General features: G+C 62.9%; 11 protein-coding genes. 3 read left to right on the top strand and 8 right to left on the bottom strand.

Going from position 1 to position 15,857, the window contains the following annotated elements; translation table 11 throughout:
• Positions 1-115: 115 nt before the first annotated feature.
• The 8 genes from AC0Z42_RS10530 to AC0Z42_RS10495 form a co-directional block, all read right to left on the bottom strand.
• Positions 116-1,330, bottom strand: a complete 1,215-nt coding sequence (locus AC0Z42_RS10530) for a 6-phosphofructokinase (RefSeq protein WP_485468164.1) — start codon at positions 1,328-1,330, stop codon at positions 116-118.
• A gap of 33 nt (positions 1,331-1,363) precedes the next feature.
• Positions 1,364-3,379: an alpha/beta hydrolase family protein gene (locus AC0Z42_RS10525; RefSeq protein ID WP_485468163.1), complete on the bottom strand. Its 2,016-nt coding sequence runs from the start codon at positions 3,377-3,379 to the stop codon at positions 1,364-1,366.
• Between the two features lie 7 nt (positions 3,380-3,386).
• Complete coding sequence (locus AC0Z42_RS10520) at positions 3,387-5,417, bottom strand: alpha/beta hydrolase family protein (RefSeq protein ID WP_485468162.1); 2,031 nt, start codon at positions 5,415-5,417, stop codon at positions 3,387-3,389.
• Positions 5,418-5,489: 72 nt separating this feature from the next.
• Entirely contained in the window at positions 5,490-7,523 is a 2,034-nt protein-coding gene (locus AC0Z42_RS10515; protein WP_485468161.1) for a S9 family peptidase, read from the bottom strand.
• A 99-nt stretch (positions 7,524-7,622) separates the two neighbouring features.
• A complete protein-coding gene (locus AC0Z42_RS10510; protein WP_485468160.1) occupies positions 7,623-9,671 on the bottom strand; it encodes a VC_2705 family sodium/solute symporter in 2,049 nt (682 codons plus the stop codon).
• Positions 9,668-9,967: a DUF4212 domain-containing protein gene (locus AC0Z42_RS10505; RefSeq protein WP_485468159.1), complete on the bottom strand. Its 300-nt coding sequence runs from the start codon at positions 9,965-9,967 to the stop codon at positions 9,668-9,670. Before AC0Z42_RS10505 ends, AC0Z42_RS10510 begins: the two co-directional genes overlap by 4 nt.
• Entirely contained in the window at positions 9,960-11,495 is a 1,536-nt protein-coding gene (locus tag AC0Z42_RS10500) for a sensor histidine kinase N-terminal domain-containing protein (RefSeq protein WP_485468158.1), read from the bottom strand. The genes AC0Z42_RS10505 and AC0Z42_RS10500 overlap by 8 nt, the downstream gene beginning before the upstream one ends.
• Positions 11,492-12,199, bottom strand: coding sequence for a response regulator (locus AC0Z42_RS10495; protein WP_485468157.1), 708 nt, complete (start codon positions 12,197-12,199; stop codon positions 11,492-11,494). The genes AC0Z42_RS10500 and AC0Z42_RS10495 overlap by 4 nt, the downstream gene beginning before the upstream one ends.
• 218 nt (positions 12,200-12,417) lie before the next feature.
• On the opposite strand from AC0Z42_RS10495, the gene recA reads away from it, so the two are divergent.
• The 3 genes from recA (at position 12,418) to AC0Z42_RS10480 (ending at position 15,726) form a co-directional block, all read left to right on the top strand.
• Complete coding sequence (recA, locus tag AC0Z42_RS10490) at positions 12,418-13,524, top strand: recombinase RecA (protein ID WP_485468156.1); 1,107 nt, start codon at positions 12,418-12,420, stop codon at positions 13,522-13,524.
• Positions 13,525-13,638: 114 nt separating this feature from the next.
• Complete coding sequence (recX, locus tag AC0Z42_RS10485; RefSeq protein WP_485468155.1) at positions 13,639-14,097, top strand: recombination regulator RecX; 459 nt, start codon at positions 13,639-13,641, stop codon at positions 14,095-14,097.
• 90 nt (positions 14,098-14,187) lie between these two features.
• Complete coding sequence (locus AC0Z42_RS10480) at positions 14,188-15,726, top strand: methyltransferase regulatory domain-containing protein (protein WP_485468154.1); 1,539 nt, start codon at positions 14,188-14,190, stop codon at positions 15,724-15,726.
• Positions 15,727-15,857: the final 131 nt, after the last annotated feature.

Below are 15,857 nucleotides of genomic sequence, written 5' to 3'. Positions count from 1 at the left end.
TAGACATTGCTGGATAACGTCCAGTTTGAATTGCATACTGTACTTTGCCATAAAAAACCCCGAAAGTTTGTGTCCAACTTTCGGGGGGCAGTTCACTTGCGCGCGCCTGCTTTTTTTACGGCTTGAGAATCTTCGCCACCTTGGCGCAGCGCAGCCGGAACGCATCGGGCATGCCCGACCCCAGCAGCGGGCGCAGATACAGCCGGAAGGCGTCCGTCACATCGGTGCCGCTGTCGCTGATAAAGGCGTCTTCCATGGTGCGCGTCTTGCCCGCCACCTCGGTGAGTGGCAGCAATTCATAGTCGACCGAGTAAAAGCCGGTGCGCTTGATGGCGACCGAGCCGTCACGCTCGCCCCACATCGCGTATTGCACGGCTTTTTCACCCACCTCGCGCGCTTCGCGCTGGTCGACGTCCGAGACGCAGCCGATAAACGAGCGCTGCAAATAGCCGAAGGTGTCGCCGCGCACGCGCTTGATGCCCAGTTTTTCCTTGATCTCGTCGCACAGCAGGTCGGCCAGCGCGCCGGTGCCCGACAACTGCACATTGCCGTGGTCATCGCGTTCCACCTCCTTGGCCAGCAGGCTGGCGATCGGCTCGCCAGACGCATCGTGGATGCCTTCCGAGACGGCGATCACGCAGCGGCCATGCTTTTCATACACCGCCTTCACGTCGGCAAGAAACTTTTCCAGCACGAAGGTGCGTTCCGGCACGTAGATCAGGTGCGGTCCGTCGTCGGGGAACTTTTTCCCCAGGGCGGAGGCGGCCGTCAGAAAGCCCGCGTGGCGGCCCATCACCACGCCCACATACACGCCGGGCAGGGCGGCGTTGTCGAGGTTGGCGCCGGCAAACGCCTGCGCCACGAAACGCGCGGCCGACGGAAAGCCGGGTGTATGGTCGCTGCCGACCAGGTCGTTGTCGATGGTTTTCGGAATATGGATGCAGCGCAGCGGGTAGCCGGCTTTCTGCGCTTCCTCGCTGACGATGCGCACCGTGTCGGACGAATCATTGCCGCCGATATAAAAGAAATGTTCGATCTCGTGTGCGCGCAGCACCTGGAAGATTTGCTGGCAGTAGGCAATATCGGGCTTGTCGCGCGTCGAGCCCAGCGCCGACGACGGCGTGGCCGCCACCAGTTCGAGGTTGTGGCTGGTTTCCTGCGTCAGGTCGACAAAGTCTTCATTGATAATGCCGCGCACGCCGTGCAGCGCGCCATACACGCGCGTGACGTGCTGGAAACGCCGCGATTCGAGCACCACGCCCACCAGCGACTGGTTGATGACGGCGGTCGGGCCACCACCTTGCGCAACAAGAATTTTTCCAGATGGCATGGCATTTCCTCGCGAGTTGTCCGGCCCTCCAGCCTACTCCTTTTTGGCCGCCGCGCTGTGTTTTCCGATGTGCTTGTCAAGGAATCGTTCGGCCCGGGTCCAGAAGTCGATGCGGTTCTTCGGCAGCGACCAGCCGTGCCCTTCTTCCTCGTAGACCACCCATTCCACCTGCTGATTATGTTCCTTGACTGCCGCATAGAACTGCTTGCCGTGGTACAGCGGCACGCGCTTGTCGAGCGCGCCATACGCCAGCAGCAGCGGCTGGGTGATGCGCGCGGCCTGGACGATCGGCGAGGTGGCCTTGAACTGCGCCGCATCCTTGACCGGGTCGCCGATCAGTTCCGGCATGCTGTACTGCTTGAGCTCGTCGCTGATATCCGAGGCAAAGCTCCAGTGGCCGGTGTACATCAGGCCGATATCGGTTACGCCCACCAGGTTGATGCCGCAGCGATACAAATCAGGGTCGTTGACCAGCCCCATCAGGGTGGCATAGCCGCCATAGCTGCCGCCGGCGATGCAGATGCGGCCGCTGTCCGCCACGCCCTGGGCAATCGCCCAGCGCGCGCCATCGGCGATATCGTCCTGCATTTTCAGGCCCCACTGCTTCCAGCCGGCGTGAAAATGCTTGCTGCCAAAGCCGGTGCTGCCGCGAAATTCCGGTTCCAGCACGGCGTAGCCGCGCGAGGCCAGGAACTGCACTTCGCTGTCCCATTGCCAGGATGAGCCGCGCACATACGGCCCGCCATGCACCAGCACCACCAGCGGCAGGTTCTTGCCGTCGCTGTTGACGGGCAGCGTCAGCCAGGCCGGGATCGCCAGGCCGTCGCGCGCCGGGTAATGCACAAGCTTTTGCTTGCCCATCTCCGTTGCCTTGATGCGTGGCAGGGAGGCGCCGATGGCGGTCAATTGCCCGGTCTCGCTGTTGAGCAGGGAAAAGGTCACCGGCTGCACGTCGGCATACGAGGCCACCACCATGAACGGCGTGGCCGCCCTGGGCGCGACCGAGAGCAGGTTGACGGTCTGCGGCAGCGCCGCATCGATGCCGGCCTGGGTGGTGGCCATGGACGGGTCGAACCAGCGCGTGCCGCGCCGCTCGGCCAGGTAGCGCAGGCCCAGCAGCTTGCCCTTGCCGACCATCAGGCTGCCGCTGAAATCGTAGCCCTCAAGCGCCATCACCGGCGTGGCGTCGACGCGGTTGGCGACCAGGTCCCAGGCATGCAGGTTCAGCGTGTCGCTGCCGAGGCGGGCGCTGACAAACAAGGTGCCGTCGGGGCCGAAGGCCAGCGGTGTGAAGGCGTCTTTCCCCTTCAGATAGGCGTCGAATTGCGCCAGTTGGCGCCAGGCGCCACTGGCCGGCTCGCGGTACAAAATCGTTTCGACATTGCGCTCCTTCGTGACTGCCAGGCGTGGCTCGCCATCCTGATCCAGCAGCCAGCGCCGCACCTTGCCCGGCGGCGCCACGGCGGTGCTGCGGCCGGTGACGGTGTCGAGCTTCAGCAGGGCCATGTAGTCGAGTTCGCGCGTGGCCGTGTAGACCGCGCTGCGCACATAGATGGCGCTGGTATCCTGCGCGCCGCGCTGGCCCGTCAGCCAGGTATGCCAGGGCAGCGGCTTGTAGATGGAAGTCGACAGGTTGGGTGCGAAACCGCGCTCGGCCAGCTGGCGAAAATCGCTGCCGTCGCGGTTGACAGCGTACAGGCCGGGCGCATAGCGCTGTTCGCCGGGAGTGCTCTGATAATCGCGCGTGGTCAGGACCAGGCGCTCGGGATTGACCCATTCCACCTGACCTACATCGACATCGTCGAACTGGGCCACCACCTTGATGCTGTTATCAAGCACGTTGACCACCGCCAGGCGCTCGCGCCCGTTCGGCCCCAGCACCAGCACGGCCAGGTGGCGCGCATCGGGCGACAGCTGCACCCCGCTGAACTCGGGGTTGGCAAAGAAGTCGGCAATCGGCGGCGGCTGGGCTGTCTCCTGCGCGCCGGCATGGAGCGTCAGCAAAAAGGTGGCCGCCAGGGATGCACGCAGGAAGTGAAGGAGTGTCATGTGTGCGTCAGTTGGTGGTGGTGCCGGGTGTGCCGATATGGCGCTGCAAGAACGCTTCCACCCGGCGCCAGTAGTCGAAGCGGTTGACGGGCAGGGCCCAGCCATGGCCTTCGGCGGCGTATTCGATCCATTCCACCTGCGGATTGGTTTTCCTGACGGCCTCGTAAAACTTGCGGCCATGCGGCAGCGGCACGCGCTGGTCGGCGCTGCCGTAGGCCAGCAGCAGCGGCTGGCGGATGCGCGCTGCCTGCTGCAGCGGCGAGGTGGCCTTGAACTGGGCCGCATCCTTGACGGGGTCGCCCACCAGCAGGGGCATGCCGTACTTGCGGTAGTCCTGCGAAATGTCCGAGTAGCCGCCCCAGCTGCCGTCGCGCAGCAGGTCGATGTCCGTCACGCCGGCCATGTCGATGCCGCAGCGGTACAAGTCCGGATCGTTGACCAGGCCCATCAGCGCCGCATAGCCGCCATAGCTGGCGCCGGCGATGCAGATGCGGCGCGGGTCGGCGATGCCCTGCTCGATCGCCCAGCGCGTGCCGTCGGCGATATCGTCCTGCATTTTCAGGCCCCATTGTTTCCAGCCGGCCTTGAAATGCTGCTGGCCGTAGCCCGTGCTGCCGCGAAATTCCGGCTCCAGCACCACATAGCCGCGCGAGGCGAGGAACTGGCTTTCGGCATTCCAGTCCCAGGTATTGCGCACCCACGGCCCGCCATGCACCAGCACCACCATCGGCCGCATTTTCGCTGGCCCCCTGGGCAAGGTCAGCCAGGCGGGAATGTCGAGGCCGTCGCGCGCCTTGTAATGGCGCAAGTCCTTGTTGGCCATTTGCGATGGCAGGATGGCGGGATGGGCGCCGCCCAGCACGCTCAAGTTGCCCGTTTCGCTGTTGAACAGGCGGTAGATGGTGGGCGTGGTGTCGGAAAAGCTGCGCACCAGGATGAACGGCGTGGTCGAACGCCACCCGGTAGACAGGCTGTTGACCGTCATCGGCAGCAGGGCGTTGACCTGCTTTTGCATGGCCTGCATTTTTTCATCGAGCCACTGCGTGGTTTGCGTATCGGCTTCATAGCGCAGGCCCAGCAGCCGGCCTTCGGTGCCCAGCATTTCCGCGCGCACGTCAAAGCCGGGCGCGGCGGCCAGGGGCGTGTCGTCGATGCGCTTGCCGGCCAGGTCGTAGCGGTACAGGGCCAGCTTGTCGCCGCCGCGCAGCGCATGCACGTACAGCGTGCCGTCGGGCGCGAAAAACGCCGGCTGGAAGATATCCTTGCCGCCGCCATAGGCGCTGAAGGTGGCCAGGGTCTGCCATGGCGCCGCTGCCTGGTCGCGATACAGGATGGTATCCTGGCCATTGATGCGTACCTGCACGATGCGCAGCTCGCCCGCCTTGTCGAACAGCCAGTTGCGCGTGCCTGCCGGCTGGGTCACGGTCTTGTAGGTGCCGGTGCTGGTATTGAGGCGCATCAAAGGCTCATCGACGACATTGCCCGGCTGGCTGAAATCCGGCTGCGTGACATAGACGTCGTCCGATTGCTGGTCGCCGATGCTCGACAATAAATAAGTGTTCCACGGCAGCATCAGCAAGGCCCGCTTGTTTTGCAGCATGTGGTTGCGCGTCACCAATTGCCGATAATTGCTTCCATCGACATTGACGGCGTACAGGCCAGACCCGTAGCGCTGCGCGCCCTGCGCCAGTTGCCGGTCTTCCAGGTCGAACACCAGGCGCTGGTCGTTGACCCAGTGGAAGGCGTCGACATCGGCATCGCTGAAATAGGCCACCACCTTGACTTGCATGCTGTCCAGTTCCAGCACGGCCAGGCGCACGCGCTGGCCCGGCGGCGCCACCCGCACGGCCAGGCGGCGGCCGTCCGGCGACAGGACGGCGCCGCTGAAGGACTGGTTTTCAAAAAAGTTTTCGACGGGAATCCGAGACGCTTGCACGGCCACGTTGGCTGGCGCATCCATGGTTTGCTGGGCCTGGAGCGGCGTCCATGCCAGGGTCAGACAGGCCAGCAGCGCGCCGCGTACGTTCTTGGTGAACATGTTTCCCTTTTTGATAATTATCGTAGGGAAACATATTATCATTCAGATAAATTTTTTTCTACTATTGCGGCGTCATTGCGCAAGCGGCTTGCCGATGCTGCGCTGTAGCAATTTCTCGGCGCGGGTCCAGAAATCGATATTGTTTTTCGGCAGCGCCCAGCCGTGTCCCTCTTCCTGGTAGACCACCCATTCGACATCGCGGTTGGTCTTGCTGACGGCGTCGCGCAAGGCGCGGCCGTGGCTGATCGGCACGCGTGTGTCGGCGCCGCCGTAGCCGAGCAGCAAGGGCTGCGTGATGCGAGCCGCCTGTTGCACTGGCGAGGTGGCTTTCAACTGGGCGGCATCGGCGATGCGGTCGCCCACCATGTCGTTCATGCCATATTTGGTGTAGGAATCGCTGAGGTCGGAGTCACCGGTCCAGTGGCCGTCGCGCATCATGTTGATGTCGGTCACGCCGACCCAGTTGATGCCGCACTTGAACAGCTCGGGATCGTTGACCAGGCCCATCAGGGTGGAGTAGCCGCCATAGCTGGCGCCGGCGATGCAGATGCGCTGCGGATCGGCATGGCCCTGGGCGATGGCCCAGCGCGCTCCGTCGGCGATATCGTCCTGCATCTTCAAGCCCCATTGCTTCCAGCCGGCCTTGTAATGCGCGTTGCCGTAGCCGGTGCTGCCGCGATAGTCGGGCTCCAGCACGGCATAGCCGCGCGAGGCGAGAAACTGCGTTTCGGCGTTCCAGTTCCAGTGGCCGCCGCGCACCCAGGGACCGCCATGCACCATCACCACCATCGGCAAATTCTTGCCGCCGTGGCCCTTGGGCAGGGTCAGGTAGGCGGGAATTTCCAGCCCATCGCGCGCCTTGTAGCGCACCAGGGTCTTGGGCGACATGCGCTGCGGATCGATGCCTGGCTGCCTGCTGCCCAGCGGCATCAGCACGCCGGTTTCCTTGTTGTAGACCAGCTCCACGCCCGGTTCCACATCGGACGAGGCGGCCACCAGCACGAACGGCGTTTCCCCGCGCGCGGCCACCGACAGGACGTTGATGGTATTGGGCAGCAGGGTATCGATTTTGGCCTGGATGGCATTCATTTCCTTGTCGTACCAGATGGTGCCCGCCGCATCGGTCTCGTAGCGCAGTCCCAGCAACTTCTTGTGGTTGTTGACCGGATTGCCATTGAAGTCATAGCCCGGCGTATCGGCCAGCGGCGTGTCCCTGATGGTGGCCGTCTTCAAGTCATACAAAAACAGCGCTTCCACGCCATGATGCGAGGCGCGGACATAGAAGTTGCCATTCGCATCGAAGAAGGCGGGCGAGAAATCGCCTTTGACGGCGTGGTACAGATCGCTTTCGTGCAGCTTGCGCCAGGGCGTCCCGGCATTCTCGCGATAGTGGATGGTCTCGGTCTTGTCGTCGGAGGTGATCGCGATGCGCACTTCGTCATGCTGGTCCATCAGCCAGTCTTCGGCGCCGTTCACGGAGGCGGCCAGCTTGCTGATGCCGGTCACCGTATTAAGGCGGTGCACGGTACTCGATGGCTTGCCGGCCGTGTTCCATTGCGTTTGCGTCACGAATACATCGTCGGAGCCGGCCACGCTGCTGGTGGCCAGCAGGCGCGTGTTCCAGTCCAGGGTGGCGCGACCGATATGCGAACCGGTGGCGGTCCTGTTGGTGGAAGTATTGCTGGCCAGCTGGCGGAAACTGCTGCCATCGAGATTGATCGCATACAGGCCGGGGCCGTGGCGCACCTCGCCCTGGGCGATATTGCGGTCGGCCACGCTGTAGACGATGCGCTGGTCGTTGACCCAGGCGATGCGGGCGATATCGGCATCCTCGAACGAGGTCAGGCCGCTCACTTTCATGCCGACCAGTTCCACCGTGTACAGCTGAACCCGTCCGCCCCTGGCGCTGACCAGCACGGCCAGGTGGCGCCCGTCGGGCGACATCACGGCGCCGCTGAAGGCCCGGTTGTTGAAAAAATCGGCGACCGGAATCGGGGCGCCGCTGGCGGGTTTGGCGGCGGTGTCGGCATGGGCCGGCAGGCTGGCGCAGGTGAGCATGAAAACGGTGCCGAGTGCTGCGGTGAAACGGGCCAGGCTGGACTGCATGAATACTCCTGTCGAGAATGTCAAATATGGTATCTATTTTTATACTGTTTCTCGCAGGCTAACATTTCAGCGTGCATTTGGCCAGCCCGGCCGGCGGTTTTATTCCGGCGCGCGGATATGGTCGACCAGCCCGGTGCTGCGCCGGCCCGGTGCCGGCGTCAGGAGGCTGACCAGCACAGTAGTGAGCATGCCGGCCGGCATGCCGAAAATGCCGGCGGCGATCGGCGCGATATGGAACCACTGACCGGCCGGGCCGCCACCGAGCATCGGGCTGGTCTGCAGCATGTAGTACAGGCAGACGCCAAAACCGGCCAGCATGCCGGCCACCGCGCCATGGTGATTGGCGCGTTTCCAGAACACCCCCAGCACCAGTGAGGGGAACAGGGTCGAGGCGGCCAGCGAAAAGGCGATGCCGACCAGCGACAGGATATCGGCCGGTTTTTGCGAGGCGGCGTAGGCGGCGATAAAGGCCACCGCCAGCAGCAGCAGTTTCGAGATCGTCACGCGCTTTTGCGTCGAGGCGGTCGGGTCGACCACCTTGTAATAGATATCGTGCGACAGGCCGTTGGAAATGGCCAGCAGCAAGCCGTCCGCCGTCGACAGGGCGGCGGCCAGGCCGCCAGCGGCCACCAGGCCCGAAATGACATACGGCAGGCCGGCGATCTCGGGCGTGGCCAGCACCAGCACGTCGGCGTCGATGGCGATCTCGGCCAGTTGCACCACGCCGTCGCGGTTGACGTCGACGATGCTGATCAAGGGGCTGAGCTTGTCGACATTGGCCCAGTACGAGACCCAGGTCGGCAAGTGCGCATATTGGGTACCGACCAGGGCCGAATAAATATCGTATTTGACCAGCACCGCCAGCGCAGGAATCGTCAGGTAAATCAGCAGGATGAAAAACAGGGTCCAGAATACCGACACGCGGGTTTCATGCACCGACGGCGTAGTGTAGGAGCGCATCAAAATATGCGGCAGGGCGGCCGTGCCCAGCATCATGCAGAAGACCAGGGCCAGGAAATTGTTGCGCTTGATATCGGACTGTGCGCGGTCGGGTGCGGGAAACGGCTGGGCATGCGGCGTGATCGGCTCGGCCCGCTTCAAATTCAAGGCCAGCGCCGCCTGCCAGGCGCTGCGCGCCTCTTCCGGGCTTTTCGGATAGGCGAGCAGGGCCCGCTCGGCGCTGCGGATATCGAACAGCGAGGCATTGCGCTTGCGCAGGATATCGAGCTGGCGCTGGGCCGCCAGCCGGCCTGCATCCCACGCGGCGGGCAAGCCATCGAGTTCGATCTGGTAGTTGCGCGCGCGCTGGGCGTAGATGTCGCGCACTTCCTGTTCCTTCGGGTCCTGGTCCAGTACCTGCTCGCGCGCGCTCAGCTGCGTAAGCACCTTGCCGTAGGCGATCTGCGGCACCGGATTGTCGGCATGCTTGACCGACAGCCACATGGCGGGTATCAGAAAGGCCACCACGATGATGATGTACTGCGCCACCTGGGTCCAGGTAATGGCGCGCATGCCGCCCAGGAAAGAACACACCAGAATGCTGGCAAGTCCAAGGAAAATGCCGACCGAAAAATCGACACCGGTAAAGCGCGAGGCGATCAGGCCGACCGCGTAGATCTGCGCCACCACATAGGTGAACGAGACCACGATGGTGGCGGCCACGGCCAATACGCGCACCGGCGCGCCCTTGTTGTCCGGCCCGCCGCCATAGCGCGCTGCCAGGAAATCGGGAATCGTGTACTGGCCGAACTTGCGCAAATAGGGCGCGATCAAGAGCGACACCAGGCAATAGCCGCCGGTCCAGCCCATGATGAAGGCCAGGCCATCGAAACCATTCAGGTACAGCCCGCCGGCCAGGCTGATGAAGCTGGCCGCCGAGATCCAGTCGGCGGCGGTGGCCATGCCATTGAACAGGGCCGGCACGCGCCGTCCGGCCACATAGTATTCGGTGACGTTCGAGGTGCGGCTGATGACGCCGATGGTGGCGTACAGGGTGATGGTGGCAAACATGAACAGATAGCCGATCCACACGCGCGACATGCCTTCCTGTTCCAGCACCGTCAAGGCCAGCAAAAAGGCCGCAAAGCCGGCCGAAAACAGCAGGTAGTAGCGCGACAGGCGCTTGAACAGGCTGCGTGGCGCGCTCATGGCAATGGCTCGGCCTGGAACTGCTGGTCGAGCCGGCGCATGCGCCAGGCATAGCAGCCGAGGATGGCCAGGTAGACCAGCGAGGCGCCCTGGGCCGCCATGTAGAACGGCAGCGGCCAGCCGAACAACTGCAGATGCAGCAGTTCGCGCGCGTAGAACACGGTCAGGAAACCCGTCAGCAGCCACACCAGCAGCAGCACCGCCGTCAGGCGCCGGGTGGCTTGCCAGTGCGCGGCGCGGCGCGCCAGCAGCGCGGGGCTGAGGTTGGGGTTGGGCGCCGGCTTGGGCTTATCCATACGTGATGTCGTCCTCGGGCGGGGTTTCCGGCGGCAGCAGGGCAATCGACAGGCGCAGCAGGGTGCCCGGCCATTTCGGCGTATGCGCGCGCGGATTGTGGAAGATGTCGACCTCGGCGCCGTGTTGCTGGGCAATTTCGCGCACGATGGCCAGGCCCAGGCCACTGCCATCGACATTACTGCCAAGAATGCGGTAAAAGCGTTCGAACACGTGCGCGCGCTCGGCCTGGGGAATGCCGGGGCCCGTGTCTTCCACTTCCAGGATGGCCAGCTCCTGGGTGCTGCGCACGCGCACCGTGACGCTGCCGCCGACCGGCGTATAGCGCAGTGCATTGTCGATCAGGTTGCCCAGCAACTCGCGCAGCATCATGGGATTGCCCGAGATCATCACCGGCTGCGCCGCTTGTTCAAAGCCCAGGTCGATGCGCTGGGCAAATGAGGCTTGCACCCAGTCATGCACCACGGTGCGCGCCAGCTCGCTCAGTTCCAGCGGTTCAAAGGCCGTGCCCGCCTGCGGCTGGTTTTCCGCGCGGGCCAGGGCCAGCAGCTGGTTTACCAGCCGCGTGGCCGCTTCCGAGCTTTTGGCCAGCTGCAGCAGCGAGCGGTGGATCTCGTCCTGGTCGGTCTGGCGCAAGGCCAGCTCGGACTGCATGCGCATGCCGGCCAGCGGCGTTTTCATCTGGTGCGCGGCGTCGGCGATAAAGCGCTTTTGCATGTCGATCGACAAGGACAGGCGCGACAGCATGTCGTTGAGCGAACCGACCAGTGGCGTGATTTCCTCGGGCACCTGGTTTGAATCGATCGGCGACAGGTCGTCGGGTGGCCGTGCGCGTATGCGTTCCTGCAGCTGCGCCAGCGGCGACAGGCCGCGCGACAGCGCAAACCACACCAGCGCCAGGATCACCGGCAAGATAATAAATTGCGGCAAGATCACGCCCTTGATGATTTCATTGGCCAGCTGGGCCCGCTTTTCCAGGGTTTCCGCCACCTGCACCAGCGCGCGCTCACCATCGTCGCCGCCGCCGTCGGGCGCGTCGATATACGAAAAGGCCACCCGCACCGGCGTGCCATGTACCGAGTCGTTGCGAAACAGCACCGTGCCGCTGCGATAGCGCTCGGCATCCTGCGGTGGCGGCAAGTCGCGGTCGCCGGCCAGGTAGCGGCCCTGCTGGTCGAGCATCAGGTAATACACGGCGTCGACATCGTCGCCGCGCAGCGCCTCGCGCGAGGCGCCGCCGGCCCGGCCGGGCAGCCGGCCAGGCTGCGCGCCGTCGGCCTGCCTGACCTGCTGAACCAGCATCGTCACATTGTCTGCCAGCGCATGGTCGAAGGGCTGGTTGGCGATGCCCTTGGCCACCAGATAGGTGATGGCGATACTCATCGGCCACAGCAGCAGCAGCGGCGCCAGCATCCAGTCGAGGATCTCGCCGAACAGCGAGTGCTGGATGGTTTCATCGTGCTCGCTGGTGGGCGGCTCGTACCAGTCGTCTTCGGCCAGTTCGTCTGCTGGCGCTACATGCGGCTTCACTTGCCGATGTCGCCGGCGTCCAGCGGCACGCGCGCTTCCGTATATTTTTCCAGGCAGTAACCCAGGCCGCGCACGGTGGCGATGCGCACGCCGCCCACCTCGATCTTTTTGCGCAGCCGGTGCACATACACTTCGATGGCGTTGTTCGACACCTCTTCACCCCATTCGCACAGGTGGTCGACCAGCTGCTCTTTGGAAACGAGACGGCCGGTGCGGCCCAGCAGGATTTCCAGTAGGCCCAGTTCGCGCGCCGACAAATCGATCATCTGTTCGTTGATATACGCGCTGCGGCCCACCTGGTCATAGCTGAGCGGCCCGTGCTTGATCACGGTGGCGCCGCCGCCGGCGCCGCGGCGGGTCAGGGCGCGCACTCTTGCCTCCAGTTCGGACAAGGCGAAGGGCTTGGCCATATAATCATCTGCACCGAGATCGAGGCCGTTGACTCGTTGCTCGATGGAATCGGCGGCCGTCAGTATCAGCACCGGCAGCAGGGAAGCGCGCGCGCGCAGGCGGCGCAGCACTTCCAACCCGCTCAATTTGGGCAGGCCCAGGTCGAGTATCAGCAGGTCGAATTCCTGGGTGGACAGGGCGGTATCGGCTTCCTGGCCATTCTTGACGCAGTCGATGGCATAACCGGACTGGCGCAGCGAACGGGTCAAGCCGTCGGCCAGCACGCTGTCATCTTCGGCAAGTAAAATACGCATGGCAGATTCCTAAGCTTGCGACATCAGAAGTGTGTATTGTGTTTCATTTTGCGCAAGGTGGCGAATATTTATGAAAAACCGGCCTTGTAATGATCTGTTTCAATTCAAATGCACGTTCCGCTTGCATTAAGCACTGTTTTTTTATACAGTAGTGTCTGTCATGTATTTTGTGCTGCAACCCTTTACACCTATGCGCCAGTTCGGGCTGAAAGAACATAATGGACGATAAAAGAGCTGTAATACCCGCTGCTGAAAAAGCCAAGGCGCTGGCCGCCGCGCTGGCACAGATCGAGAAGCAGTTTGGCAAAGGTTCGGTCATGCGCATGGATGCCAGCGCACCGATCGAAGAAGTGCAAGTCGTGTCGACCGGTTCGCTCGGCCTCGATATCGCGCTGGGCGTGGGCGGCTTGCCGCGCGGCCGCGTGGTGGAAATCTACGGTCCTGAATCGTCGGGTAAAACCACGCTGACCCTGCAAACCATCGCCGAAATGCAAAAACTGGGCGGTACCTGCGCCTTTATCGACGCCGAGCACGCGCTCGACGTCGGCTACGCGCAAAAGCTGGGCGTGAACCTGCACGAACTGCTGATCTCGCAACCGGACACGGGCGAACAGGCGCTGGAAATTTGCGACGCCCTCGTGCGTTCGGGCAGCGTCGACCTGGTGGTGATCGACTCGGTAGCGGCGCTGACGCCACGCGCCGAGATCGAAGGCGACATGGGTGATTCCTTGCCAGGTCTGCAGGCACGTTTGATGTCGCAGGCACTGCGCAAGCTGACCGGCTCGATCAACCGCACCAATACCCTGGTCATCTTCATCAACCAGATCCGCATGAAGATCGGCGTGATGTTCGGCAGCCCGGAAACCACCACCGGCGGCAATGCGCTGAAATTCTACGCTTCCGTGCGCCTGGATATCCGCCGCACCGGCTCGATCAAGTCGGGCGACGAAGTGATCGGCAACGAAACCAAGGTCAAGGTCGTCAAGAACAAGATCGCGCCACCGTTCAAGGAAGCGCACTTCGACATCCTGTACGGCGCAGGCACTTCGCGCGAAGGCGAGATCCTGGACCTCGGTTCGGATGCGAAGATCGTTGAAAAATCCGGTTCCTGGTACAGCTACAATGGCGAGCGCATCGGCCAGGGCAAGGACAACGCCCGCGCCTTCCTGCAAGAGCGTCCGGCGCTGGCGCGTGAAATCGAAAACAAGGTTCGCGCTTCGCTGGGCGTGCGTGAGTTGCCACCGCTGGCGGGTGAAAAGCCTGAAAAAGCCGACAAGGCTGCGGACAAGGCCGCCAAGGCAGCGGAAGCCAAGGCTGCTGAATAAAGTAGCTGACGCGGCTAGCCGCAAGGTGTGACCCTGATCGCCGTCCCGCGCTGTTGCGCCGGGCGGCGTTTGTGTTTGTGTGGTTTGATCGTGAAATGAAAGACAAGGTGGTGTATGGCCAGAGTGCAATTGAGCCTGAAGGGCAGGGCGCTACGCTTTCTGTCGATGCGCGAACACAGCCGCATGGAATTGCGCCGCAAGCTGCAGCGCCATGCCGAGGAAGGCGACGACGTGGAAGCCTTGCTCGACAGCCTTGAGCAGGCCAACTGGCTGTCGCAGGAGCGTTTTTCCGAGTCGCTGGTGCACCGCCGCTCGGCCCGCTTCGGCAACAGCCGCATCATGGCCGAGCTGCAAAGCCATGGCATACAGGGCGAGGCGCTGCAGGAACTGAAGGCGGGCCTGGCCGAGGGCGAGACCGAACGCGCCTGCGAAGTGTGGCGCCGCAAGTTTGGCGAGGTAGCGCAAGATGCCGAGCAGCGCAGCAAGCAGATGCGTTTCCTGATGCAGCGCGGCTTCTCGCAGCGCGCGATCCAGGTGGCGATCAAGGGCCTGGCCGACGAAGATAGTGATTAAAAAATATCAACAGGCTTGTCCGGATCAGTTATCCTGCCCACAGGCTGCGGCGCATGGTGCGCAGGCCATGACTGGTGAGATGGGATACTGATGAACGACTGGCATGCTGGCTATACTTCCGAAACCTCGTACACCTACGGTTATTACACGGAATTGAATCCCCTGCGGGTGCAGTTGATGCTGCTCAGTTATGGCTATATGCCGCCGAAGATCAGCACCGCCTGCGAACTGGGCTTCGGCCAGGGCATTACCGTCAATATTCATGCGGCCGCCTCTGGCGTGCGCTGGTACGGCACCGACTTCAACCCGGCCCAGACCGCGTTCGCGCAGGAACTGGCCGAGGTGGCGGACAATGGCGCCGTGCTGTCGGAGCAGTCATTCCGTGATTTCTGTGGACGCAGTGACTTGCCCGACTTCGATTTCATTGCCCTGCACGGTATCTGGAGCTGGATTTCGCCGGAAAACCAGGGCCATATCGTCGATTTCCTGGCGCGCAAGCTCAAACCGGGTGGCGTGCTGTACATCAGCTACAACACCCAGGCTGGCTGGGCGGCGATAGCGCCGCTCCGTGAACTGCTGGAGCAGCATAGCCGTGTCATGAGCGCGCCGGGCCAGGACATCCGCGCGCGCGTGGGCAGCGCCATGTCGTTTGTCAGCCGCATGATGGACACCAATCCGCGCTACCTGGCGGCCAATCCGACCGCCGCCCTGCGCCTGAAACAGCTCGGCGAACTCGATCCGAACTATCTGGCGCACGAATTTTTCAATCATTACTGGCAACCCCAGTCGTTTTCCAGCATCAGGCCGGCACTGAGCGCCGCCAAGCTCGATTTCGCCGGCTCGGCCGCATTTTCCGACCATGTCGACGTGCTGAACCTGACGCCCGAGCAGGTCGCATTCCTCAGCCAGATTCCAGACCCCACTTTCCGTGAAAACACGCGCGACTTCATGGTCAACCGGCAGTTCCGCCAGGATTACTGGGTCAAGGGCGGGCGCCAGCTCAACGGCTACGAACAGACCAATGCACTGCGCGCATTGCGCGTCATCCTGGTGGCGCCGCGCCAGCATATCGCGATGACGGTCATCGGCGTCACGGGCGAAGGCAATCTGGATCAGGCCGCTTATGATCCGCTGTTCGACCTGATGGCAGACTTCCAGCCGCACACCATCGGCGAACTTGAACATGGCTTGCAGGGCAAGGTGCAGGATCTGGGCGCCTTGCTGCAAATGCTGCTGGTACTGGCGCACAAGGCCTGCGTGTCGCTGGTGCAGGACGATGCCGCCATCGCGCTGGCGCGGCCGCACACCGACAAGCTGAACCGCCATTTGCTGCACCAGGCGCTGGGACGCAACGACATGGCCGCGCTGGCCAGTCCGGTCACTGGCGGCGGCGTGGGTGTGTTGCATCTGCAACAGTTATTCCTGCTCGGGCGACTCCAGGGCCACCACGGCACGCCAGCGTTGGCGATGTTTGTATGGGAAGCTTTCCAGCCGCTCAAACAGACCATGATGCGTGATGGCGTGTTGCTGACGAGCCAGGAAGACAACCTGGCGGAAATCGCCCTGCATGTGGACAGCTTCCTCATGAACGTGCTGCCCATCCTGCAAAGAATGGGCGTGGCCGACTGAGCAGGTAATGGTTGAGAGCCATGGGCGCAACATGATTTTTATGATATCAATTATTTCCATCATGAATGACTGCCGGTAAAATCGCATACTTTATTTATGATTTGAAGGCTTTTATCGATAGAAGTAAAAAT

Source organism: Janthinobacterium sp. 1L-D-8-B-C4, assembly GCF_057291295.1.
This window is presented reverse-complemented; position numbering and strand designations above follow the sequence as displayed.